Annotated in this window: 24 protein-coding genes; 18 read left to right on the plus strand and 6 right to left on the minus strand. The window is 39.0% G+C overall.

Annotated features, from left to right (window positions below; all coding sequences use genetic code 11):
- The first annotated feature begins 104 nt into the window (after positions 1–104).
- The 7 genes from BANA01_RS14325 to BANA01_RS14355 all read left to right on the plus strand — a co-directional run bounded on the left by BANA01_RS14325 (position 105) and on the right by BANA01_RS14355 (position 6,608).
- Positions 105–608 carry a shikimate kinase gene (locus BANA01_RS14325; RefSeq protein ID WP_235847151.1) on the plus strand — a complete coding sequence of 168 codons (504 nt, stop codon included), beginning with the start codon at positions 105–107 and terminating at the stop codon, positions 606–608.
- 22 nt (positions 609–630) lie between these two features.
- Positions 631–1,395, plus strand: a complete 765-nt coding sequence (aroD, locus tag BANA01_RS14330; RefSeq protein WP_034672684.1) for a type I 3-dehydroquinate dehydratase — start codon at positions 631–633, stop codon at positions 1,393–1,395.
- A 339-nt stretch (positions 1,396–1,734) separates the two neighbouring features.
- Complete coding sequence (locus tag BANA01_RS14335; RefSeq protein ID WP_034672780.1) at positions 1,735–3,093, plus strand: arsenic transporter; 1,359 nt, start codon at positions 1,735–1,737, stop codon at positions 3,091–3,093.
- 30 nt (positions 3,094–3,123) lie between these two features.
- Complete coding sequence (locus tag BANA01_RS14340) at positions 3,124–3,801, plus strand: hypothetical protein (protein WP_034672687.1); 678 nt, start codon at positions 3,124–3,126, stop codon at positions 3,799–3,801.
- Between the two features lie 235 nt (positions 3,802–4,036).
- On the plus strand, positions 4,037–4,912 hold the full coding sequence (locus BANA01_RS14345; RefSeq protein WP_034672690.1) for an aldo/keto reductase: 876 nt from the start codon (positions 4,037–4,039) through the stop codon (positions 4,910–4,912).
- Between the two features lie 156 nt (positions 4,913–5,068).
- Positions 5,069–5,524, plus strand: a complete 456-nt coding sequence (locus BANA01_RS14350; RefSeq protein WP_052106262.1) for a hypothetical protein — start codon at positions 5,069–5,071, stop codon at positions 5,522–5,524.
- A gap of 43 nt (positions 5,525–5,567) precedes the next feature.
- On the plus strand, positions 5,568–6,608 hold the full coding sequence (locus BANA01_RS14355) for a DUF418 domain-containing protein (RefSeq protein WP_034672694.1): 1,041 nt from the start codon (positions 5,568–5,570) through the stop codon (positions 6,606–6,608).
- Between the two features lie 39 nt (positions 6,609–6,647).
- Here BANA01_RS14355 and BANA01_RS14360 read toward each other — a convergent pair whose 3' ends face one another.
- A complete protein-coding gene (locus tag BANA01_RS14360) occupies positions 6,648–8,483 on the minus strand; it encodes an LTA synthase family protein (protein ID WP_052106263.1) in 1,836 nt (611 codons plus the stop codon).
- Positions 8,484–8,673: 190 nt separating this feature from the next.
- Here BANA01_RS14360 and BANA01_RS14365 point away from each other — a divergent pair, with 190 nt between their 5' ends.
- Positions 8,674–9,942, plus strand: a complete 1,269-nt coding sequence (locus BANA01_RS14365) for an MFS transporter (protein ID WP_052106264.1) — start codon at positions 8,674–8,676, stop codon at positions 9,940–9,942.
- 3 nt (positions 9,943–9,945) lie between these two features.
- The gene (locus tag BANA01_RS30190; RefSeq protein WP_218008397.1) at positions 9,946–10,122 is read left to right on the plus strand and encodes a hypothetical protein; all 177 of its coding nucleotides are present in this window, start codon (positions 9,946–9,948) and stop codon (positions 10,120–10,122) included.
- A 397-nt stretch (positions 10,123–10,519) separates the two neighbouring features.
- On the opposite strand, the gene BANA01_RS14375 is transcribed toward BANA01_RS30190, so the two are convergent.
- The gene (locus tag BANA01_RS14375; protein ID WP_052106265.1) at positions 10,520–12,292 is read right to left on the minus strand and encodes an ABC transporter ATP-binding protein; all 1,773 of its coding nucleotides are present in this window, start codon (positions 12,290–12,292) and stop codon (positions 10,520–10,522) included.
- A 125-nt stretch (positions 12,293–12,417) separates the two neighbouring features.
- Between BANA01_RS14375 and BANA01_RS14380 the strand changes: the two genes are divergently transcribed.
- A complete protein-coding gene (locus BANA01_RS14380) occupies positions 12,418–12,780 on the plus strand; it encodes a DMT family transporter (RefSeq protein ID WP_052106266.1) in 363 nt (120 codons plus the stop codon).
- Positions 12,780–13,094, plus strand: coding sequence for a DMT family transporter (locus BANA01_RS14385; protein WP_034672699.1), 315 nt, complete (start codon positions 12,780–12,782; stop codon positions 13,092–13,094). Before BANA01_RS14380 ends, BANA01_RS14385 begins: the two co-directional genes overlap by 1 nt.
- A gap of 49 nt (positions 13,095–13,143) precedes the next feature.
- On the opposite strand, the gene BANA01_RS30385 is transcribed toward BANA01_RS14385, so the two are convergent.
- Positions 13,144–13,656, minus strand: a complete 513-nt coding sequence (locus BANA01_RS30385; RefSeq protein WP_235847147.1) for a redoxin domain-containing protein — start codon at positions 13,654–13,656, stop codon at positions 13,144–13,146.
- Positions 13,657–14,028: 372 nt separating this feature from the next.
- On the opposite strand from BANA01_RS30385, the gene BANA01_RS14400 reads away from it, so the two are divergent.
- From BANA01_RS14400 to BANA01_RS14420, 5 genes are read left to right on the plus strand one after another with little or no spacing between them, the layout of a single operon-like run.
- Positions 14,029–14,979, plus strand: coding sequence for an ABC transporter permease (locus tag BANA01_RS14400; protein ID WP_034672705.1), 951 nt, complete (start codon positions 14,029–14,031; stop codon positions 14,977–14,979).
- Positions 14,972–15,922, plus strand: coding sequence for an iron chelate uptake ABC transporter family permease subunit (locus BANA01_RS14405; RefSeq protein WP_034672709.1), 951 nt, complete (start codon positions 14,972–14,974; stop codon positions 15,920–15,922). The genes BANA01_RS14400 and BANA01_RS14405 overlap by 8 nt, the downstream gene beginning before the upstream one ends.
- On the plus strand, positions 15,919–16,680 hold the full coding sequence (locus tag BANA01_RS14410; RefSeq protein ID WP_034672712.1) for an iron ABC transporter ATP-binding protein: 762 nt from the start codon (positions 15,919–15,921) through the stop codon (positions 16,678–16,680). Before BANA01_RS14405 ends, BANA01_RS14410 begins: the two co-directional genes overlap by 4 nt.
- Before the next feature lie 18 nt (positions 16,681–16,698).
- Positions 16,699–17,646 carry a siderophore ABC transporter substrate-binding protein gene (locus BANA01_RS14415; RefSeq protein ID WP_034672715.1) on the plus strand — a complete coding sequence of 316 codons (948 nt, stop codon included), beginning with the start codon at positions 16,699–16,701 and terminating at the stop codon, positions 17,644–17,646.
- 49 nt (positions 17,647–17,695) lie between these two features.
- Complete coding sequence (locus BANA01_RS14420; protein WP_034672718.1) at positions 17,696–18,001, plus strand: antibiotic biosynthesis monooxygenase family protein; 306 nt, start codon at positions 17,696–17,698, stop codon at positions 17,999–18,001.
- A gap of 64 nt (positions 18,002–18,065) precedes the next feature.
- On the opposite strand, the gene BANA01_RS14425 is transcribed toward BANA01_RS14420, so the two are convergent.
- Complete coding sequence (locus tag BANA01_RS14425) at positions 18,066–18,551, minus strand: hypothetical protein (protein WP_235847148.1); 486 nt, start codon at positions 18,549–18,551, stop codon at positions 18,066–18,068.
- Positions 18,552–18,767: 216 nt separating this feature from the next.
- On the opposite strand from BANA01_RS14425, the gene BANA01_RS14430 reads away from it, so the two are divergent.
- Both BANA01_RS14430 and BANA01_RS14435 read left to right on the plus strand, forming a co-directional pair.
- A complete protein-coding gene (locus BANA01_RS14430; protein ID WP_034672721.1) occupies positions 18,768–20,231 on the plus strand; it encodes a PAS domain-containing sensor histidine kinase in 1,464 nt (487 codons plus the stop codon).
- Between the two features lie 450 nt (positions 20,232–20,681).
- Entirely contained in the window at positions 20,682–23,060 is a 2,379-nt protein-coding gene (locus BANA01_RS14435; protein ID WP_235847149.1) for a M14 family zinc carboxypeptidase, read from the plus strand.
- 50 nt (positions 23,061–23,110) lie between these two features.
- On the opposite strand, the gene BANA01_RS14440 is transcribed toward BANA01_RS14435, so the two are convergent.
- Complete coding sequence (locus BANA01_RS14440; protein ID WP_235847150.1) at positions 23,111–23,668, minus strand: GNAT family N-acetyltransferase; 558 nt, start codon at positions 23,666–23,668, stop codon at positions 23,111–23,113.
- 257 nt (positions 23,669–23,925) lie between these two features.
- Entirely contained in the window at positions 23,926–24,702 is a 777-nt protein-coding gene (locus BANA01_RS14445; protein WP_034672725.1) for a GNAT family N-acetyltransferase, read from the minus strand.
- Positions 24,703–24,833 lie beyond the last annotated feature (131 nt).

Raw genomic sequence — 24,833 nt, forward strand, 5'->3', positions numbered from 1 at the left:
TATGGTTTAGAAAGCTTATAATGGTATCAATATTATTTGTCCTTGGGAGATGGAAGACGTTGTCAAATTCACTAAGAGAAAAAAACATTGTATTTATTGGTTTCATGGGTGCGGGAAAAACAACCATTGGGAAGCTGGTAGCACAAAAGCTGTATCGAGATTTTATTGATATCGATGAAGAAATTGAAAAAGAATACAATATGCCCATTCCGAAGATTTTTGCCGAAATTGGAGAGAAAGCCTTTAGGGAAAAGGAAAAAGAAGTAATTCAGAATCTATGTGAGTACAAGCTTAAGATTATTTCTGTTGGAGGCGGAGCATTCCTTCAGGAAGAAATCAGACAGGTATGCCTCTCTTCGAGTATTGTATTTTATTTAGATATCACTTGGGATGCATGGAAAAATCGTTTAAGTTCGATTATTGACAGCCGTCCTGTCCTGCAGGGTAAAACAATGGAAGAAATAGAAGAGTTATTTTATAAAAGAAAAGAGATTTATAAAAATAATTATCACTCAATCATTGAAATAAGCGACCAAAATGTAGATGAATTAGCTGAGAGCATTGTAAAAACCCTGAAATTATCTTGGGAATTACACGAAACTAAGTAAAAGGTCAAGGGGAGTGGAGAAGATGAAAAGAAGTGTCACCGTAAAGGGGATAACGATTGGGGAAGGGGCACCGAAAATCTGCGTCCCGATGGTTGGGGAGACTGTTTCAGAATTAGTAGAAGAAGCCTCGTTTCTTAAAACAGTTGACTTAGATGTTGTGGAGTGGCGTGTTGATTTTTTTGAGCATGTGGAGGATTTAGAGAAAGTAAAAGAGGCATTAAATTCCATACGATCCATCTTACATAATACTCCGCTTATATTTACATTCCGAAGTGCAAAAGAAGGCGGAGAAAAGGAAGTTAGCGCAGCATATTATTTTGAATTAAATAGGGCGATCGCTGAGAGTGGTCAGATAGACATCGTTGATGTTGAACTATTTAATGAGGAAGAAGAAATCGTAAAGCTTATTTCTGAAGCCCATGCCAGCAATGTGTATGTTATCATTTCGAATCATGATTTTAACAAAACGCCAGCAAAGGAAGAGATCGTCTCCCGTTTATGCAAGGCGCAGGAGTTAGGCGGAGATTTACCGAAGATAGCTGTTATGCCTCGGAACGCTGCAGATGTGTTGACCTTATTGGACGCAACCAACACAATGCATGAGCAATATGCGGATAGACCGATTATTACAATGTCTATGGCAGGTAGAGGAGTAATCAGCCGAATAGCTGGTGAAATATTTGGTTCTGCCTTAACTTTTGGCGTGGCCAAGAAGGCTTCCGCTCCTGGTCAGGTGCCTGTCACCGAATTAAGGAGCATTTTATCATTAATTAATAGTAACTTATAGTCGCTTACTTTTTATAAATGAGAAATACCTTGTTCCTAAAGGTAATTTCCTATTTTTACAGACAGTAATGAGTAATCCTCATTGCTGTCTGTTTTTTTTGCGTGAATTTTTAATGCTTGGGTTGCTTCATTAAAGACAGTTGTCCATAGATTCTAGTGGATTTATTAAGGAAAAGGGTACAAACCCAATGCCTCTAATAGTGAGGATACATATAAATAAAGTACAGTCTGACAATAGAGATAGATGGAAGGGGGGGACATGAGCGGACTTGGGCCTATAAGGAGGTAGGTTCACCTCATGATACATCATGAAAAACTAACTAGATTGGAAGGGGAAAAAATGATTCTACCGATGGTTTGGATGACCATTTTCGCTTTTGTAGCAACACTCATCTTTATTCTGTGGCGGCCTGGAGGAATGAACGAAGCTATTCCTGCCACTATAGGTGCGATTTTAGTATTGATCAGTGGAAGTGTTTCTTTAACAGACCTTGGCATTATTACGGAGACGATCTCGGGTGCAGCCATCACCATTATGGCAACAATTGTAATGGCTATTGTTTTGGAAAGTTTTGGATTTTTCAATTGGGTAGCAGAGAAGCTCGCTGCTAAAGCAAATGGGTCAGGTATACGTTTATTCTGGTATGTTAACCTCCTATGCTTTCTTATGACGCTTTTCTTCAATAATGATGGAAGTATTTTAATCACAACACCTATTCTTGTCATGTTACTAAACAATATGGGGTTAAAAAATCATCAAAAGATACCCTATTTATTATCTGGAGGGTTAATTGCTACAGCCTCGAGTGCTCCCATTGGTGTAAGCAATATTGTCAACCTTATTGCCTTAAAAATAGTAGATATGGATTTGTATTTGCATACGGCGATGATGTTTTTACCTGCAACGCTCGGTCTTTTGTTACTTGTTTGGCTTCTGTTTCTTCGCTTTAAAAAGGTTCTACCACAAACTGTTCCTGTTAAAGTAACCGGCTTGACGAGAAGCTCATATCATCCACTTAAACCTGGTCCCACATATGCCTCTGAAAAAGATCGTTCCCGGTTTATGCGAAATGTCCTCCTATTTGTATTTGCAGTACGTCTCAGTCTATTCGCCGCATCATACTTTGCCATACCTGTATCGGTAATGGCCGTTATAGGGTCACTTGTCCTTTTAGGATGGAGATGGGCTTATTTAAAAGTATCACCAGTCGATATGCTGAAAAAAACCCCTTGGTTTATTCTTGTTTTCGCCTTTAGTATGTATGTCATTATTTACGGCCTGCATAATATTGGGTTGACCGATTTGCTTATTGATTATATGCGTCCAATGGTATCAGGAAGCCTGCTACATGCAAGCGTAATGATGGGAACGTTATTAACGGTTCTCTCAAACATCTTTAATAATCATCCGGCACTCATGGTCGGAACGCTTACGTTAATGAATATGGACCTTAGCCCGCTAGCCTTAAAAGTCTCCTATTTAGCCAATGTGATAGGAAGTGATATGGGCTCATTATTACTCCCGATGGGGACACTTGCAACGTTGATGTGGATGCACATCGTTAGAAAAGGAAAAGTCATGATTACATGGTGGGAATATGTAAAAATCACATTTGTAGTCATTCCCCCAGCGACATTGTTTACATTAGTTGTCTTATATTATTGGGTTTCATGGTTATTTGGCGGAGCACTTCAGTAATGAGAAGATATCAACAAAGGAGAATTTTAAATGACGGTATTTAAAGATTTAATCGGCAAAATTATTGATATAGAGATTTCTGGGAAGAATTTTTACTCTGGTATACTAGTAGATTGTGGGTTAGATATTCTTGTTTTATATATGGGGAGGAGTCAAAGGTTCTATTATATTCCGACCGTTCATATTCAGCGGGTGAAAGAAGCAAAAACGGATCCGTATTCAGACGTGTATGAACTTCCTGAAGAAAAGCCGATTGAACCGGATTCTTCTGCTATATCATTTCGTGGAATATTGACAAATGCCAAGGGAAGATTTGTAGAGGTATATGTTACAGGTAATAAATCTATTCATGGCTATTTGACGAGTATCATGAATAATCACTTTGTGTTTTATTCACCCATTTACAAAACCGTGTTCATCTCTATGGATCATGTTAAATGGCTAATTCCTTATCCGGAGCATAGTGCGCCCTACTCTATCAATAATCAGACACTCCCTGCCTCTCCTGCATCCATTCCATTAGCGAGAAGCTTTGAAGATCAATGCAAAAAATTAGAAAATCAGCTTGTGGTTATTGATGGTGGAGATAGCGGTGAAAAAATTGGCTTACTTCAGAAAGTCTCGAATAACCAATTAACACTGATTACAGCTGAAAGGGATATCGTGTACCGCAATTTAGAGCATGTGAAAACCATTCATTTTGCATGAGGTGTTGGATTTTAATAGTAAAGGAGCAGATCCAATGAAAAAAAACACAAAAAAATAATCCAAGCTTGTTGGGCCGACAAGAATGGATTATTCTTCGCTTCAGTGTGATAAAGTTGAACCGTGGTAATAGGTGGTCCACGGTTTTTTTTTGTTATACTTATTTAGTAATAAATTATGAAATGGTCGTTTATTTGGTTCAGGTTCAAAGATAAAAATGTTGTTAAGGGGGATTGTAATGAAATATCGGCGCTTAGGGATAACAAATGAAAAGATACCTCTCATAGGGCAGGGGACTTGGACCTACGGAGAAAATAAAAGTGAAGCGTTAGAAGAAATAAAAGCTTTACGTTTTGGAATCGAAAACGGACTTACGTTAATAGATACAGCTGAGGAATATGCGAAAGGCGGGGCAGAACGCATAGTATCAGAGGCCATTAAGGATTGCCGCGGGGATATCTTTTTGACAACAAAGGTCTCGGCAAAAAACTGTTCATATAAGAGTGTGATCGAAGCGGCAGAACGAAGTTTGGAGAGGTTAAACACCACATATATTGATCTCTATTTGCAACATTGGCCGAGTAAGGAACACCCCCTAGAAGAAACGATGCAAGCGATGGAGTATTTAGTTGATAAAGGTTTAGTTAAATATATAGGAGTTAGTAATTTCACACAGCAGTTGATGGATGACGCACAGGCTGTTTTAGGCAGTCATGTTATTATGTGTAATCAGGTGGGGTATCATTTGAATGATCGAAGGGTGGAGAATGATATAATACCATACTGTCAGAAGAATGAGGTGACGGTTATGGGCTACTCACCATTTGGTTATGCCCCACAGTTTTTTGGCGGAGTTGGTTTCCCAGAACAGGGTACGATGGAACGTCAGATATTGGATAAGATTGGCAGAAAATATGGCGCAACAGCTTACCAAGTCGCATTGAATTGGATTCTTAGGCATGAGAAACTCATTACAATTCCGAAAGCGAAAACCATTACACATATTAAGAGTAATCTTAAAGCATTAGAACTGACATTATCGGATGAAGATTTACAATTAATTGATACATACTTTCCCAAAACCAATGAGGGTATGAGTTTAGTAAAATATTAGCCAGTGCGGCGGAACGCTTATAAAATTCAATTTCCGCCGATATATCTAAATAAACGCCTATAATTCATTTAACGCTGATATCTTTGAAATAAAGCTGATATCCCTGATACAGAGCATAATCTCGATTTAATATCTTGTAACAAAGGAGGGAAAAGCTTGCCCTATAAACTTTGGATTGCGGTAAATAGTATTTTGATTGACGTTTCGTTTATTTATATCTGGTTTTTCCTTCCGACTGACAGCAGTTTAGTCATTTTGGCTCGGCTGCTGGCACAAATAGCCATGGTCCTCTTTTTGATTAATATCAATATGTATTTGATATTTTGGGTTATTCGCAAAACCTCAATAAGACAGGTTAAGATACGTCTTGCAAAATTCTCAAGAGTTATGATGAAGTGGCATATTTCAATTGCAGTAACAGCTACAACCATTATTGTTGGTCATGCCGCTATCAATTTATATAAAATTGCTCCAGTTGTTGTCTTTGATAACATAAAAACATCAGCGGCTATCTGGCTATATCCTTTCTGTTCCATACTTTGGCTGCAGGGTATTTACGTCATAAAAAGTCTTCCGGATTTAGACGGAAATTTCATCTCACAACAGCCATGATCTTTTTTCTACTCTTTCTTGTACATCTGTTCATTCCGATCTAATGGAGGTGAGTTTATTGAAGCCGACGGAGAGTACTAAACGAATAGAAAGCCTCGATTATTTACGAGGATTTGCACTGCTGGGAATTATTCTAGTTAATATTCTGCCGCTGTTGGCTGTGAAAGTGCCTGAGCAAGGCACAGCGGATGCCTACTATCAAAGGTTTCTCTTTTTATTTGTAGAGGGAAGGTTTTATACGCTTTTTTCTTTTTTGTTCGGTGTAGGCTTTTATCTATTTATCTCAAGAGCGAATGCAAAGGGGAAAAACGGCTACGTTTTGTTTTTGCGAAGGGTGACAGCATTATTTATATTAGGCTGGTTCCATGTTAAATTCCATCCTGGAGAGGCATTAACTGTTTATGCCGTGACTGGACTGCTTTTACTTCCATTTTACAAAGTGAAAAAGGAAATTAACCTTGCCATTGGATTAATCCTGCTAATCGCGATAAGTGTCATGGCCTTCAAGCTGTTTATGGTTGTACCGCTGATGCTGCTGGGGATTACTGCTGGTCAATATCATCTCTTTGAAGGTGTGGCGGGGAAGATAAAAAGAGCTGTGATCTTTACTGCTCTTCTGCTAGTAGTAAGTGCAGCGGGACTTATTTTTCAATATCAACATGTACCAGCTGCACCATTTGGTTTTTATACCGGAGTTGACGAGGCTACTTATCAATTTTTAAGTATAGGAATTATGATTGGACCAATTGTTTCCGCTTTATATGTTGGGGTGCTAATTCTGCTTCTTCAATTTCAGTCTGTTCAAAAGCTGTTGTCCCCTTTGAAGAGCTATGGGCGTATGGCGCTGACTAACTATATTTTTCAAACTGTCTTTATCTATTTAGCTGGATATCTATTCAACTGGTTTGATACATTAACCTACCTCCAATCTCTACTTGTTTGTCTAACGATTTACGTTATCCAGCTTATCTTTAGTGTAGTCTGGCTTCGTTTTTTTCAATTTGGACCACTGGAGTGGCTATGGCGTGTTGTTACGTACTTAGAGGTGCCGCCAATGAGGAATCGTTTTAAAGCAGTAAATTAAAAAGAAAGGACCTGCATGCGATTCATGCAGGTCCTTTACCTAATCTTCTGTTTGTTCTTTGCGGATATAATCCGAGTACTCCATGATGGTTAAGGAATTATCAATACTTTTTTGGAGACCATTCGTATTCTTTGTTTTCTTCATGATTTTTCGATTATAAATGGAAGCAGGGAGCTTGGCACTTGGTGCTGTATAGATCGTTTTATCACTGATAAACGATCCACCTGGCAGGTAGTAACGCATTCCAAGCAGGTTCTTTTTGTAATGAAAGAGATTGTGCCCCATCATTTGCGTTTCATGCTCGATACCAAGTAAGTTTAATAGAGTCGGCATTAGGTCAATTTGACCTCCAAGGTGTGAATAAGTATCACCTGTAAATAGACCTGGTGCTGTAAATAAAACTGGTACAATGAAGCGGTCTTGCATGGTGTATTCGTGACCTAATACTTCTTTTAACAAGGTCTTATCGTGATCAGTAACAGGTGCACCGTGAAGACCAGAGTGATCGCCATAAATCAAAATAACAGATTCATCATAGATTCCTAACTTCTTTAGATGGTTAATGAATAACCCAATCTGTTCATCCGTATAACGAACAGATTGAAAGTAGTTCCCGACATACGTTTCTTTATAGTATTCCGGTAAGTCTAGAAGTTCGTATTCTTCGGGCATTTCAAATGGTGTATGGCTTGTAAGCGTAATAATATTCGAATACATCTTTTCGTGCGTCTTTAACTGCTTTTCTAGCTGTTCGTCCACAAAGTTAAACAGCACTTCATCTGCCGGACCAAAACCGATTTCTTTTTCGTTTGGAATCTCACTACTAGTGTAGATATAATCAAATCCAAGTGCTGGATATAACTTATCACGACTCCAATAGGTAATATCATCGGCGTGATAAGTGGCAGTGCCGTAGCCATTCTTTTTTAAAGCCCGAACCAGTGAAGGTATCTCTTCACCGTCAAGGGTATTAACGGTTGGGTCCATGCCTTCAGGGTATAGGGAGGTATGCATGAGCCATTCAGCATCTGATGTGTTACCTGCCCCAATTTGTTGATAGACATGATCGAAATAGGCACTTTCTTTTAAGAGTGCATTTAAATTTGGTGTGATTTCCTGCCCGTTTATCTTTTGATTAATCGTGAATTCCTGCAAAGACTCCACTTGAATAACAAAAACATGGCGGTTTTTTGCGAGTCCAAACGTGCTTTGTTCAGCAGCTGGGACATAGGTGTTTCCCTTAAGCTTTTCAAGTTCTTTTTCAGACATATACTCCTGACTTGCAAAGGCTGTCCCTAGGCTATTTTCATAAGCTTGAACGAATTGTGATTGGATATAGCCGTGCTTCTTTGCAAAGTAGGAAACATCAATTAACGGATAGCGAAATGCGATAACAGTCATGATGAGTCCGATACAGCCAAAGCCAGCTGTCCATCTCTTTGCTGAGATAAAGGTAGTGGAATTTTTCTTGAAAAACCAAATAAGCGGGAGGATTATCACTACATCTAGGAAAAACAGAAAATCATACGGGCTTCCAAGTAAGGCAACTGTGCCTCCGACAGAGTTGGATTGATAAATTTGTTTGACATCAAAATAAGATGGTACGGTTGAAAAATACCGAGTATAATAAACAACGACAATGAACAGCACTGACAAGATTAAGTTATAAAGCCAAATGGCTAACCAGGTTCGTTTTTTAAAAAATATCATGAGAGCAGTTAAAACTACAGCCCACATGGGAAACTCAATAAGCAACACATGAAAAAACGACGTGTTTTCAAAAACGACAATCTGAAAGGCATAAATTTTTATAAACAAAACAACCAATAGTAATACAATTGGTTGAAGAAAACCACCGCTCAAAACCTTATTCATAAAAAACACCTCTATAAGATACTCTTCTCTCTTAACTTATCAAAACTTCTACAATACTATCAACTAATATGGAAATAAATATTAATTTTCTGAAACCTTGGGTATCTGCTGAAATAAATTTTTCAATATGATATGATTATGCAGAATTTTGGCAAAAATAACTTTATAAAGATTTAAAGGGAGGAATACGATGGAGGGTAACAATCAGGGCACGTCATTCATTTCAACTGGAAATATATTTTCAAATCGAATTGTATTAGCCATTATGTCTTCAAACTTTTTACTCCAGTTAGGAATTTGGATAAGAAATTTTGCGATTTTACTTTACGTTACTGATATTACCAATAATGATCCGGTTTATGTTTCGTTAATATCAGTTGTTGAGTTTACCCCGATATTTATTTTTTCATTTATTGGCGGCACCTTTGCTGACAGATGGAAGCCTAAATTGACGATGGTTTGGTGCGATATGTTGTCTGCTTTATCGATCGGGCTGGTATTGTTGGCACTTCTTTTTGGCTCATGGCAGGCAATATTCTTTGCAACACTTATTTCAGCTATTTTATCTCAGTTTTCCATGCCTTCAGCAATGAAACTATTAAAGCAGCATGTACCAGGTGAACAGCTGCAATCCGTTATGGCCATCTTCCAATCATTGATGGCAGTTTTTATGGTTATTGGCCCTGTGATTGGAACACTTGTCTATCAGAACTATGGAATTTACATTTCGATTGGTGTCATGGGTGGGATGTTCTTACTGTCAGGACTAGTGCTTATGTTCCTGCCGCGTGATTTGGAGAAAGAAAAGTCGGAAGTACAAAATAATTTTAAAAAAGAGCTTGCAGATGGTTTTCGTTATGTGATGTCAAAAAAGGTATTGAAATCAATGGGAGGTATTTTTGCCGTTTGTGGTTTAGCTGTTGGATTGATTTCACCGTTAATGATTTTTATTACTATAGAAAAACTGGGAATGCCAAAGGAATCACTGCAGTGGCTGTTAATGGCAAACGGTATTGGAATGCTGGCTGGCGGTGGTATCGTTATGGCATTCTCAAAAAAGATCTCACCACAAAAGCTTCTTGCAATCGGAATTTTTGCAAGTATGGTATTCACGGTTGGCGTTGGCTGGTCAACAAGCTTTACGGTAACACTGGTATTGCAGGTATTGAACGGTATATTTTTCCCGTGTATTCATATAGGAATTAACACCATCATTCTGAAATATTCAGAAGAGGCATTTATTGGTCGAGTGAATGGTGTCCTAAGTCCGTTATTTATGGGGATGATGGTGATTGGAATGTCAGTTGCAGGTGTTGTGAAAATACCGCTGACATTATCCGGTGTTTATACGATTTCTGGTGTGTTATTTCTGATTGGGTCCTTACTGGTTGTTCCGCTTTTTAAAGTAAGAGAAGATGGGGCAAACCTTTCAATGGTAGAGAAGCAGCCAGAGGCTTAGAAAATGAGAAGGTACAGTATGCTTTGGGGTGTCGAGAAAGAATCGTTTCTCGGCATTTTTTATTTTCTAAGGATTAGTCATCAATCAGGGGCCTTGAGGACAAAACTTATCGTTCTCTGGAAGGATAAGTCCTCAATCGGGGGGCTTGGGGACAAATCAAAAGCGGAGGCAGGAGGATAAGTCCTCAATCGGGGGGGCTTGGGGACAAATCAAAAGCGGAGGCAGGAGGATTCGTCCTCAATCAAGGGGCTTGAGGACAAAACAAAAGCGCTGGCAGGGGGATTCGTCCTCAATCAAGGGGCTTGGGGACAAATCAAAAGCGGAGGCAGGAGGATCCGTCCTCAATCAAGGGGCTTGAGGACAAAACAAAAGCGGAGGCAGGAGGATTCGTCCTCAACCCGGGGTCTTGAGAACAAATCTTAGGCGCAGCCAGAAGGATTAGTTCTCAATCGGGGGCCTTGAGGACTAATCATACGCGACACCCTAAAGGATTCGTCCTCAATCCAGGTTTTAACGACAATCAACCACGCAATCTATATAGAAAAACACGATGCATTGTGAAAAAGGCACATTAAGCTCAGCTTAATGCACCTCTATTATGAATTTCTTGATCGCTGCTTGCTAATTGCTGCGCTGCGAATTCACGATATAATTGATGGGATTGTGTTAATTCTTGATGCGTCCCAATCCCAGTGACGCGCCCTTTCTCGATAAAAATGATTTTATCAGCGTCCACAATCGTCGATAAACGATGAGCAATAACAAAAGTAGTACGGCCTTCCATTAGCCGGGATAATGCTTGCTGAACGATTCCCTCTGATTGACTGTCAAGACTTGCCGTTGCTTCATCCATCATTAATATCTTAGGGTCACGTAAAAAAGCACGTGCGATTGCGATTCGCTGGCGTTGACCGCCGGAAAGTTTCACGCCGCGCTCGCCAACCTGCGTGTCCAATCCATCAGAAAAGGATTTAATAAACTCACTCGCATACGCCATCTCTGCGACCTTCCAAAGACTTTCATCCGAAATCAATTTACCATTTGGCAGTCCATAACATAAATTTTCGCGTATGGTCCCCGCCATCATGGCACTTTCTTGCGATACATAACCAATCTGAGAGCGCCATGCTTCCACCGATAAGTCGGTTATCGGTATATCCCCCACCATAATTTTTCCAGAGGTTGGCTCGTAAAAGCGTTCGAGTAAGCCAAACATGGTGGTTTTACCGCCGCCGCTAGGACCGGCAAATGCAATCATTTCACCTGGCATTGCCTCAAAGGATACATCTTCAAGGACCGGTTCATCATCACTATAGGCAAATGAAACATTGCTGACGAGAATAGGTTTATTGGTGATATCTAGTTCTAAACCTTCCTGCCCTTCTTCTAAAGGGAGTTGTAAAATATCGATAATCCGCTCGGTAGCCCCTTTTGCCTTTTGTAACTGGGTAAAGAACATGGCAAAACTCGTAATCGGAAAAATGATTTGAAACAGGTAAAGTAAGAATGCTACCAGTGAACCAGTGGACATCGTTCCGTTTGCCACCCGCATGCCGCCGTACCCAATAATCATTACGATAACAATCATGACCACCAGGTACATGAAGGGGGCAATGAGTGCAGTGATACGTGCTTCTTTTAACCCAAAACCAAGCAAATTGCTGATCCCTGTAATTCCTTTTTTCTCTTCATGTTGTTCTGCTGTTGAAGCTTTCATTAATCTGATTTCACTTAATGTTTGTTGGATATTCCCTGTGAAGGCTGCCGTTTCATCTTGAAGGCCGCGGGAGATTTTAGCCATCTTTCTTCCGAGTGGCATCATGATAGCAAACGTAAGTGGTACAGATATTAACATCATCAGTGTCATTTTCCAATCCATGATCAATAAAATGACGATTGCACCGACAATTGAAATAATCCCTGAGATGAATTGTGGAAAGTGATTTGAGATCAAATCCCGTACAACACTTGTATCATTTACAATCCGGCTGACGGTTTCACCGCTGGATTGTTTATCAAAATAACTGACAGGCAGCCGTATTAATTTTACCCACATCTTTTCACGCAGCCGGGCAACAATTTTCTGCCCGACAAAACTTAACAGGTAAATCGATACCCCGCTGATGATGGCTTGGAAAATGAATGCAGCACCTATCCCTATCATGAGCGGGATACTTAACGATGCAACTGAAAATCCATCGACTAAATTCTTCGTTAATACGGGAACAAGAAGTCCCGCAAGTGTCGTAATAAGACTTGCAGATAATCCAATAACCAACGCAGTTTTCGGGAACTTAGTAGATAATATTAGGGAGATAAATGGCTTTAGACCATCTTGGTTTTGGTTCATTTGTACGGCTCCAATCTTTAAATAAAAGAATGATTTTCATAAGCAATCATACGTTCATCATGAATGTTATGCAAATGATAATTTGGTAAAATAAAGCAAGCAAAGGAAAGAGAGGAATAACAAAAATGAATGATTCAAAAGTGCTAGCTGCATCAAGCGCAAAGAATGAATCAAAAGCATGGTTATACGTGATTTTAGCTGGGCTTCTTGAGATTGTTTGGGCAAGCGGTTTTAAATATGAAGAAGTTCCGTCACTTGTTGTGCTTCTAGCGATCTTGTTAAGTTTTGATTTAATTATAAGAGCGACAAAAGTGATTCCTGTTGGAACGGTATATGCTGTATTCGCCGGAATCGGCACCATTGGGATGGTGATAGTCGAAATTGTGTTTGAAAACGGCTCCTATAGTCCATTAAGAGTGGCCCTTATTTTATTACTTTTGGTTTGTATTATTGGCTTGAAATTAACAAATAAGGAGAGTGAGCTTTAATGGATTGGCTGATGTTAATTTTAGGAGGGTGTTTTGAAGTCGTTGGGGTTATCGGTTTAAAAAGAACGGCCGATAAAGGTAACTTTGTTAATTATCTCATCCTAATTGGAGGATTTATTATGAGTTTTCAGCTGCTCATGGGGGCAATGGAGACGATTCCATTATCAACCGCCTATGCTGTATGGACAGGGATTGGAACCGTTGGGGCAGCAGTAGTGGGGATGGTATTCTTTAAGGAATCTAAGAGCAGGCTACGGATTGCATGTATTTTAGGAATTATTTTTTCAGTAGTAGGCTTAAAGCTCGTTCATTAAATAAACAAAAAACATCTCTCAAACTGTCGGGAGATGTTTTCTTTTCTGCTTAAGCAAGCTTTTCGAGTTCTGAAAATACTGCTTCGTAATCTTCCTTTTTATCGGCTTTAAAGGAGGTGTTCATATACGTAATCACTCCATCTCGATTGACAACAAATACGGAGCGGATGGCAACGCCGCCTTTTTCGTTATACACCTTATAGTCCTTAATCGTCTGCCTTTGCCAATCGGAAGCTAATGGATAAGGCAATGTACTCATACTTGCAGCAAAGACACGGTGCGAGTGAATATGATCTGCACTGATTGCAATAACCTCTGCGCCTAACTCTTCAAACCTTTTGTAGTCCTCTTTCCAAGAGGCGATTTCTTTAATTCAGCCAGGGGTAAAATCCATTCCATAAAAGGCGACAACCACATTTGTCTTTCCGCGATAATCCGAAAGAGAAAGGGGGTCCTTTGTTGTTGCTGGTAATGAAAAATCAGGGGCGGTATCCCCAACCTTTAAGGTTTCTTCCAAGATAACTCCTCCTCTCGTAATAATATTCTTTGCTAGGATTTCCATCTTGCTAAAAAATTACACAAAAATAGAGGGTGATGTACCATCTTTTACTTTGATATAGCCTAGTGCTTCCAAACTGCTCCAGTTCTAAGGTTCTATAATCTCTTATCCTTTTTTACTATTCTTCATAAAAGGGAGAACATCGGAAATCACACGTTAGATTTACAAGGGAGACACCGTGTTTATGTCACAAATTAGTCAGAAATTAGTGAAAATAGTTCTCACTAACCGGTTGACTTGAAATTTTTCAATGCTTATAATCAAATATGTAGGGCATTGATAATGATTTTCAATGCCATTTATTTTTATCATTTTGTGATAATTATTCTCAATTAGATTAATAATGATAGAAAAATAGAAATGTTGGAGACTGCCATGAAGAAAAGATATTTACTGCTAGCATTAATAGTTTTATCTGCTGCTTCCTTATTTGTTGGGGTTAGCAGTATCTCTCCATTGGACCTGTTAGATTTCCAATCAGAGGAGACACAAATTTTCCTTATCAGCAGACTTCCAAGGCTTGTTGCGATATTACTTGCAGGTGCTGGGATGAGTATTGCTGGATTGATTATGCAGCAGCTCAGCAGGAACAAATTTGTTTCACCGACTACCGCAGGAACATTAGACGCAACCCGGCTTGGTATCCTTGTCTCGATGTTGTTGTTTGCAAATGCAACTATGCTTGAAAAAATGGCCGTTGCCTTTGTGTTTGCACTCGCTGGTACGTTTGTTTTTATGCAAATTCTAGATCGAATTAAGTTTAAGGATGCTATTTTCATACCGCTTGTAGGGTTGATGTTTGGAAATATATTGTCCTCCGTGACGACTTTTTTTGCGTATCGTGCCGACGTCATTCAAAATATGTCTGCTTGGCTGCAGGGTGACTTTTCAATGATTATGAAGGGCAGATACGAATTGCTCTACATAAGTATTCCAATATTAATTATTGCTTATTTCTATGCAAACCGCTTTACAGTAGCTGGAATGGGTGAGGATTTTTCCAAAAATCTTGGCCTTGCCTATCGCCGTGTGGTGAATTTCGGTCTTATCCTTGTTGCACTTGTAACCACAACTGTGGTTCTGACCGTCGGAATTATCCCTTTTTTAGGCTTAATTATTCCAAATATCATCTCGATTTTTAAAGGCGATCACTTACAAAAAACATTGCCGCATACAGCACTCCTTGGGGCCATCTTCCTTTTGGTTTGCGATATTTTGGGCAGAGTGCTCATTTATCCATATGAGATTTCAATCAGTCTTATGGTTGGAGTGATAGGAAGCGGAATTTTCTTATACTTACTGTTCCGGAGGAAGGCATATGCGTAACTCAATCAAACTACTAGTTTTTGCTTTAATTGCTGCCGCAGTGTGTGCCATCTATTTATTCCATGAATTAAACGGGAGCTTTGGATATGCCCTTCCAAAACGAACGATAAAAGTGCTGGCAATGATTTTAACCGGAGTCACCATTGCGTATGCAACCGTTGTTTTTCAGACGATCACTCATAATAAAATTCTAACACCGAGTATCATGGGGTTGGATTCACTTTACCTGCTTTTACAAACCTTAATTATTTTCTTTTTAGGCTCAGGTCATATCATTATAGTCAATAAACAGGTGAATTTTTTACTCTCAGTAGTTGTCATGATTGTTTTTGCTCTATTTTTATACAAGTTTTTATTTAAAAAGGGCAATCAGCCAATCTACTTTTTATTGCTTGTCGGAATCATTGTAGGAACATTTTTCTCCAGTATTTCAACGTTTTTTCAGGTACTGATTGACCCGAATGAATTCCAAATCGTCCAAGACCGGATGTTTGCGAGTTTTAATAATATTAATTCAGACTTAGTTTGGCTGGCGATTGGCATCGTTGCGCTTGTGATGATTTATGCATGGCGTTTTTTAAAGTATTTAGACGTCCTGTCTTTAGGGCGTGATACAGCAATCAATTTAGGGGTTCCATATGATTCTATCGTCAAAAAAATGCTGATAGTCGTAGCAGTCTTTATCTCAATTTCGACTGCTTTAGTAGGACCGATTACCTTTTTTGGCTTAATCGTTGCCAATCTATCATATCAATTTTTCAAAACGTACAAACACAATATCCTGATTACTGGAGCAATCCTTATGAGTATCATCGCTCTTGTTGGCGGGCAATGGGTGGTTGAACGGGTGTTTACTTTTTCAACCACGTTAAGTGTCATTATTAACTTTATCGGTGGAGTGTACTTCATCTATTTACTGTTAAAGGAGAGGAAAGCTGCATGATACAAGTCCGAGCTTTGTCTAAGCTATATGGTAAAAAGTCAGTTGTTGAGGACGTGACCGTTGATATTCAGCCGCGGAAAATCACGAGCTTTATCGGTCCGAATGGAGCAGGTAAATCGACATTATTATCAATGGTGAGTCGTCTTCTTGATTCAGATACTGGTGAAGTGCTGATTGATAAAGCTGATGTAAAAAAGATGAAGTCAAATGATTTTGCTAAGAAGGTTTCAATTCTAAAGCAGTCCAATTACATGAATGTTCGCCTGACGATCCGCGAACTTGTATCCTTCGGACGCTTTCCCTATTCGAAGGGGAGATTAACGGAGGAAGACGTACGGATTGTTGACCAATCGCTTGAATATATGCACCTAACCGATATGCAGGACAGTTTTTTAGATGAATTATCTGGCGGCCAAAGGCAGCGCGCGTTTATTGCGATGGTTATTGCGCAGGATACAGAATACATTTTACTTGATGAACCATTGAACAATTTAGATATGAAGCATTCCGTTCAAATTATGAAAATACTGCGCAGGCTTGTTGATGAGCTTGGAAAAACAGTTGTCATCGTGCTGCATGATATCAACTTTGCCTCGGTTTATTCCGATCGAATCGTAGCAATGAAGGACGGTAAGGTCGTGAAAGATGGACCGACAGAAGAAATTATTGAATCAGCCGCACTAAAAGAGATTTACGATATGGATATTCCCATTCAGAAAATGGATGGCTGCAGAATTTGTGTATATTTTAGCTCTTAATAAAAGGAGAGATATGTTGTGAAAAAATGGAGTTTTTTATTGGTAATGGTATCAATGATGTTATTCTTAGCAGCATGCGGGTCACAAGAAGAGAGTAAGGCAGAACCAGCAGATGGAAAAACGGCAGCTTCTGAAAAAATAACCATTGAACATAAGTATGGAAAAGTAGAAATCGATAAAAATCCAGAAAAAGTAGTGGTTTTTGACTTTGGTATTCTTGATACCTTGGATGAATTGGGTATAGAAGTTACGGGAGTTCCACAGGCAACCATTCCTTCCTACTTAGAAAAATATGCAGGTGAGAAATATACGAATGTTGGAAGTTTAAAAGAGCCTGATTTTGAGGCGATTCATGCTATGCAGCCTGATGTTATTTTTATTTCTACCCGCCAAGCTGAATTATATGGACAGTTTGCAGAAATTGCTCCAACGGTGTATGTGGAATTAGATTATTCCAAGTACATGGAGTCTTTTGAGAAAAATATGAATCTTGTCGGCGACATTTTTGATAAGAAAGAAGAAGTGGCAAGTAGCGTTAAAGAAATCAAAGCAAGTGCTGATGAATTAAACAAAAAGGCTTCTGAGCTTGACCAAAAAGGGTTAATTGTTTTAGCAAATGAAGGAAAAGTAAGTGCTTATGGACCGAGCTCCCGTTTTGGTGTGATTCATGATGTGTTTGGTTTCGGAGCAGCTGATGAGAAAATTGAAGTTTCCACACATGGACAAAGCATTACCATGGAATACATTATGGAGACAAACCCAGACGTATTGTTTGTGATTGACCGTAACACAGCAGTAGGCGGTGAGGCTGGTGCTGAAAAAGTAATTGAAAATGAGCTTGTTAAAAAGACCACTGCCTTCAAAGAAGATAAAATCATTTACCTCGATCCAGACGCTTGGTACTTAAGCGGCGGCGGTTTACAATCTGTAAAACTTATGACGGAAGAGATTGAAGCTTCATTATAAAAATTTGGGCCAGGTGCTTACCTGGCTTTCTTAATATGGAGGGAAGTTTATGTTCTATCAAATTAGAAGAATTGTAGTGAAAGAGGGATTTAGCGATCAGGTGGTCGAGAATTTTTCAAATCGAGGCGGTTTGTTAGCAACTCGTCCTGGATACATTGGCAGACAGATTTTGGTTAAGAAAGTTCGCCGAGGCGAAGAGGAAGTTATGGTAATGGTTCAATGGGAATCTGAAGAGGATTGGAAAAACTGGGAGAAGAGCCCTGAGCATATTGCCGGCCATAAGGCGAAGCCCAAGGCAGAGAAGCCTGAATATATCATTGAATCCACTCATGATCTTTACTATGTAAAAGGGTAAGTCTAGCTAGAGAGAGGCTGACGCGAAAGGTCACTTAGTGGTCCAATCGTGTCAGCCTTATTGTTTACTCTTTTTCGATTTCCACGTTATTTTCCTTTGCTAACTCATCGAGTTTTTTGTTATAGTCTTCAATTTGAAGACGCCCTTCTTCGAGAAGCTTATTTGCTTCGTCTACCAAACTAGAATCTTGTTTTTCGAGGGCTTCAACAATCTTTTCAAACGCGCTAAATTGGAGCTTTGCTCCAGAAAGATAAATGTCATGTATTTCTTTCAATTCATCTGTTTCAATTGATACATTTTCAAGTTCAGTCAGTAATTCCTCATAATTGGGAATGACCTCGTTTACCATGGCATCATACATTGTTTGATCATCTGTATAATTGACCCCCGCAACACCCTCATAAGCAGCAACAGCCTTATCCTCCAGGGTTTGTGCCGTCTTCAATTCCTCATTAATATAATTCACAATATCATCCTGAACCGGCCCCCCGCAGCCAGCCAAAACAAGCAAAAATCCTAAGAAACCCACCGCTAACACACGCTTCACCACAACCCCACCTCCCTCGACCATTATATGAACCACCGGAAGTCCACTATGTATGAACAAAGTTGAAAAAAGTGGAAATTAACCGGAAAGTAACTGTCCGCCTGAGGTGGAAAGTGTCCACAAGTGGTGCCTGTCACCCAATTCAAAAAAATCTTTTATTATTCCCGCAATTCTGTAAAATGGAAATAGAAGAATAATGTTGTGTCTGGAGAGATTGTTATGGCGAAGTGTTATCCGATTTTTGGAAGTAAGGCTGCTGCAGATTTATGTAATCCTGATGAGTGGATTGATTTATTTCTTAGTTGTACCCCAGATGGTGTTAGTATCATCAATATGGAGGATCGGTTTATTCGAATCAACCATTTGTTTTCGGTGATTTTTGGCTATACCGAGGAGGATGTGATTGGCAGAAAAATATATGACCTTCCTGCTCCGTTTTGTATAAATGGAATCCTAACAGAAGTGAAAAGTGGTAAAGCCTTTACTAATTTGATCACACAGCGTCAACATAAAGATGGTCGCCTCTTAGACATTGCCGTATCTTACTCTCCGTTTCTAAATGCAACGGGTGAGATAATAGCCGTTCTAGCCATCTATCGAGATATTACGAAAGAAGTAAATATGGAGAGAGAGTTAAAAAGAACACGTGAATTATATAAATTAATATCGGAAAATACATCGGATTTTATTAAGGTTTATTCAAGGGATAAAACCATTTTATATGCTTCTCCTTCTCATGAAAAAGCATTTGGGTTTTCACCTGAAGAATTACAGGGCATGCATGTGTTAGACGTTATCCATGAAGAGGAACAAGAGTCATTAGATAGAATGTCAAAGAACCTTCACGAAACTGGAGAACCTCAGCTAATACAACTAAAATTGAAAACAAAGGATAATAAGGTTTTTTATTCAGAGACAACGGTTTCTCCAGTCTACAATGACAAAATGGAGATTGACTCTTATGTTACGGTTGGCAGGAATATTACAGAGCGAGTTGAAAATGATGCGGCACTCCGTAATTTAGATCGTCTCTCTATAATTGGTCAATTGGCTGCAGGAGTTGGACACGAAATAAGAAATCCCTTGACAGCTTTGAAAGGGTTTACGAAGTTGTTGAAAACATCGAATCCTTCTGACAAACAGGCTGAATACTTATCAATTATCACAGACGAGCTAGATCGAATCGATATAATCGTCAATGAATTTATGTCTTTGGCAAAACCCCAGGCGATTCAATTTGAGCAAGGGAATTTAATTTCAATCCTAGAAAGTACCATTAATGTACTCCGTCCACAAGCCATGCTGGATAATGTACAAGTAACCACTAAATATCCGAAAGAAGACAATCTTGAACTTCTATGTTCTCCTAATCAACTCAAACAAGTCTTTGTAAATATAATAAAAAATGCAATAGAAGCCATGCCCAATGGCGGAAATGTTTCAATCAGCCTTCTAAAATTGAAGAACAAAAGAGTTGTCATCACCTTTAAGGATGAAGGGCCTGGTATAGATAATGATCTCTTGCAATATTTAGGAACTCCGTTTTATACAACGAAAGATAAGGGGATTGGTCTAGGATTAACCGTCAGTAACAAAATAGTCCAAGAACATAACGGTAAGATGAAAATAGATAGTCACCAGGGAAAAGGGACAACTGTGAAAATTGAATTAGAATGTTTGTAAGATTTTACAAAAAACAATTAAATGCCTATCAATCTTTATGCCAGTCCATCATTAGATAAAGAGACGAGACTAATCATGGATAAGGATGATTGAAAATGGCGAAGAGGAACAGAGGGAAAACCATAAACTACCTCCCATCAAAAGGGCGGGGGACATGTCCCTTGTGTGGAAGGACAAGAATAAAGCTGTTATACCCGTTTAAAACAGAAAGCAACCAAACCATCAAAGTGTGCAAAAACTGCCGGTTAAAAAAATACTAAACAAAGTTCCTAGGGAGGTTTCCTTAGGAACTTTTTATTAGGGCGTAATGACTATAAAGAATAAAGCTTAATTGCCTTTTTCAGGAAAAAGGTAGGATAGTATTTTGTTTCTAATGATATTAAAATAATTTTACGTTATAAAAATACATAATTATTAATAAAAATACAAAATGGTTGTGGGGGCTTATTGATGAAGAAGAAAAAAATTGCAGGTCTATTAGCGGTGAGTTTACTTACGGCAGTTCCTTTTTCGACAGGATTTGCTGAGGGACCGAAATGGACGAATGTGAATGCATATGAAGAGCAGGATGCTAGCAAGTTTAATAGTGAAAACTATGACTTTATGAAATTCTCCCAAATTGGGGCTAAATTGACAGCGATTGAAAAACAATCGAATCGTATAAAAGTAGAAGTCCGCGGAACATCTGCTGATGGTCACCCTCTTTACGTGGTAACCATTGCGGATCCAACTACACAAGGAAAGTTTGGGAAATTCCAGTCTCTTAGAAAACAAATGTTCAAGAATCCTGGAAAGGCTCAGGAGTGGATTGAAAATAATCCGGATTTCAAAGTACCGATTATGATCAATGGCTCGATTCATGGTACTGAGTTTGTAGGAAGTGACGCGGTTATCCAATTAATCGAACGCTTTGCAACCCAAGATGATGCAGAAACGAAAAATATTTTAGAGAATAATATTCTTATTTTTAACGTCGTGCAAAATCCGGATGGCCGTGTGGAGGCAACCCGTTTTAATGGAGAAGGGATTGATTTGAATCGTGACTTTATCACCCAGTCCCAGCCTGAAACCCAAGAAACGGTTGAATTAATTAAAGAGTGGAATCCAATGGTGTTCCTTGATACCCATGGCTATGTGAAGAATTACGCACCTAATAAGCAGGGTTTAATTGAACCATGTACACCGCCTCATAATCCTAACTATGAGTATGACCTTTATAGTAAATGGGCAATGGATCAGGCAAAGGCAATGGAAGCAGAGATTTTGGGAGACAAGGAAAGTTATAAAGGAAATTTGTATCAAAGTATGGAGGGAGTTTACGTGCCGCAGCGTGACGATGCGGCTGGCTGGGATGATTATCCGCCCATTTTCACACCGATGTATGCGATGTACCATGGTGCTTACGGACATACGTTAGAAGCACCGACAAATGATTTGGACGGAGTACGCTGGATGTATAATGCCATCATGGGTGCCTTGAATTTTGCCACGGAAAACAAGCAATCCATGATCACAGACCAAATTGAAATGTTCAAACGCGGCATTAATTTCGACCATCCTTTCCATGAAACAGGATTCTTCCCTAATGCTTACATTTTGCCAGTTGATGAAAAAGACCCAACGGTAACGACGAAGGCTGTGAACCATTTACTCCGTAACGATATTGAGGTTAAAGAAGCAACAAAAGCATTTACGGTTGAAGGAAAAACCTATCCTAAGGGAACGTATCTTGTTCAAATGGATCAAGCGAAAGCTGGTTTAGCCAATACAATGCTATGGGATGGTGAGGATATTTCAAACAATACAACTGCTATGTATGATATTTCTGCATGGAGCCTTCCGGAGCTTTGGGGCTTTGAGGCAGTTGAAATATACAGTGCTGTAGACGTTACAACTAAACAGGTTAATCAAGTAACGGTGCAAGGGACAGTATCAGGTAAAGGTCCTTACTTGATTCCGAATAGTTCTGTAAAAGCAATTGAATTAGTAAATAACTTGCTTAAACAGGGAGTAGCGGTATCACGCAGCGAATCGGGCGATTTTTATACAGCTGCCTCAGCAAATAAAATTTCAGCAACTGTGAAAGAATCTGGTCTGAAAATCGGATCGGTTGAAAGTGTACCGGGGGATGCTGTTGAGGTAGCTAGTTTGCAGGTAGCCATTTTGAAGGATGGTGGAATGGGGAAGGTTCAGTCTCATAGCGGGACAAAACTTGCCTTGAAGAGACTAGGATTTGAAGTGACAGAAGTGACACCTGTTGAAGTAGCAGAGCAAGGTTTAGCGGGCTTCGATGTGTTTGTATATAGTGGGACAGAAAGTCTTATTTCTACGAACTTGTCTGCGGCAAACAAAGAATTTGGATTCCAAAAACCGGAACAGCTAACAGCATTTCAAAGCAATGTTAACAGTTTTCTAGACAATGGAGGAAAGTACATTGCTGTAGGTGCCGGTGCATCAAAAGCAACCAAAACACTTGGCTTGACTGACAACGAAATTAACAGTGCTGGATCAAACAGTAACGGTATTGTGAAGGTTAATTATGAAGGTACTGGACTAACTGCAGGCTATAATCAGGACGACTTAGGATTTGTATACCGCCCAGCTTGGTACAGTGTTGTAGGAAATGATGAAGTAGCCGCTACTCTAGCAGATTCGGATGACTTCTTTGTAGCTGGCCATTGGAGAATAAATAAACTTCCAGCCAAGGGTCAGGCTGTCATCGTAAAAGAAGATAATAAAGACGTCACTCTTATAGGTTTAGAGGCAGGGTTCCGTGACCATACCGACTACTTATTCAGACTCCTTTCCAATGCAATATTTGAAAGATAATGATGAGTAAAGCCTGGTTCTGCTATGGACCAGGCTTGCTTTTTGATACTTTACATTAATTTTTGACCTAATTCCATTTTTTTAAGACAGTTATTAAGTACCTCTTCGTCAATCTTATTTACTAAATAATATTTTTCTTTATAAATCGCAAAAATAATTTTTTTAATATCTTGTTCGTGATTTTGTAGATCCTTTATAAAAAGATTTAGTTGAACCGGCTCATCTTTATTATGTAGTGGTGGTTGGAGATAGCTGATTCCTTGTGACTTTTTAAAACCATTCCTTTTAAAAAATTCATTTCTCTTCTTACACTGATCTTTCTCTTCCTTCGTATGGACCAGACCCTCTGTTTCTGTTTCTAGAATGATTGCGTTTAATGAAGAGTGACCTGCTGCAATAGCATCATCGATAAATAATTCTTCCATTTTTGCTAACGTTTTCGAACCTATTCCTTTACTTCTAGTATGTGGATTTGTTGCAATATAGACAATAAAACCGGTATTAACTTCCTCTAAATAGTGGCCAGTTGCAAAAGAAATAAGTTGCTCCCCTTCAAAACCTATCAGGAAACGAAAATTGTTAGGCTTTTGAAGCTGTGCATAATGCAAGCCATTAAAAAAATAGTATGTGGTTCTCTCACAACAAGTGGAAAAACTAAATAATATAAATTTAGCACCCTATCCATGTGGCGTAAGTTATCCTGAGTTATCTCATCCCAGTGGATATTCATATTAAATCCCTCCCCTTTAATAGTACAACAAAGAAGATAGTAGTTATAAGTGAAGGCCAATGACTCAGGGCTTAAGGATAATCCTTTTATTTTTAATGAGAAAAAAATCCCTAGGAATCAAGTCCAAGGGATCTTCTAAGTAAACTTTGGTGACATACATGGTGTTGAATAACCATAGCAGATGAATCCGTGCTTTTCAAGGATGGGCTTGCTCATCGAACTGGCATCGACAATCAATAAAGGATAACCTTTCTCTGAAGCCGCACGTGCCCGAATTGCGAGAAGTGAACTGTAATAACCTCGTTTGCGGTATTCAGCCAAGGTAGATACTCCCCAAAGGCTGGCAAAAGGTGTGCCCTCATGAAGGTATATCCAGGCAGCGCTGACAATTTTTCCATGTATATAAGCTCCGTATAGGGAAAGATGAGCAGAACTGTTATTAAAATCCCGAACAAGACGCTGACCTAAGTCTTGATAATTCTCATTCCAAATGTCTTCTTCTAGTTTAATAATGTCCCAGATTTCCTGTTCAGTCGTAAGTCTTCTTACTTCCGGGAGAATCTGAGTATTGAGCAGTTGATTGGCCTCTGTTAAGTCGGAAATCATAAGTGCCTCTGATTCCTCAAGTGTGAAGCCTTTTTTTTGTAATCTCTCTTTTAAATCTGTAGGCTGGTCATAGTCAAAAACCTTCCATTCAAATTGCTGTTTTAGATTTTTATAGAAATTAATTTGTTCTTCTATGACTTTGTCTGCATTAGATTCGTTCATTTCCGAGTAGGAAATAAACCCAGGTTCATTCGATAATGAAACCTTTCTTACGACAGAATCGGTCTTTTCTCTTCGAGAATTCGGCTCATTTATCTCAATCCTTAAATGCTGGTTAAAAAGTTCTAGTATTGTGTCTCTGTTCATAAAAAACCTCCTCCAAAAGTAGTGAAAAGAGAACAAAACAATCATATAACAATTTTTTCCTAGTTAGTAGATATTTTATTTTGATTTTTTTAAAGATTTAGATATGATAGTACAGGATTGTATCTAAAAAA

The organism is Neobacillus niacini NBRC 15566, from assembly GCF_001591505.1.
In the GTDB taxonomy this organism is placed as follows: domain Bacteria; phylum Bacillota; class Bacilli; order Bacillales; family Cytobacillaceae; genus Neobacillus; species Neobacillus niacini.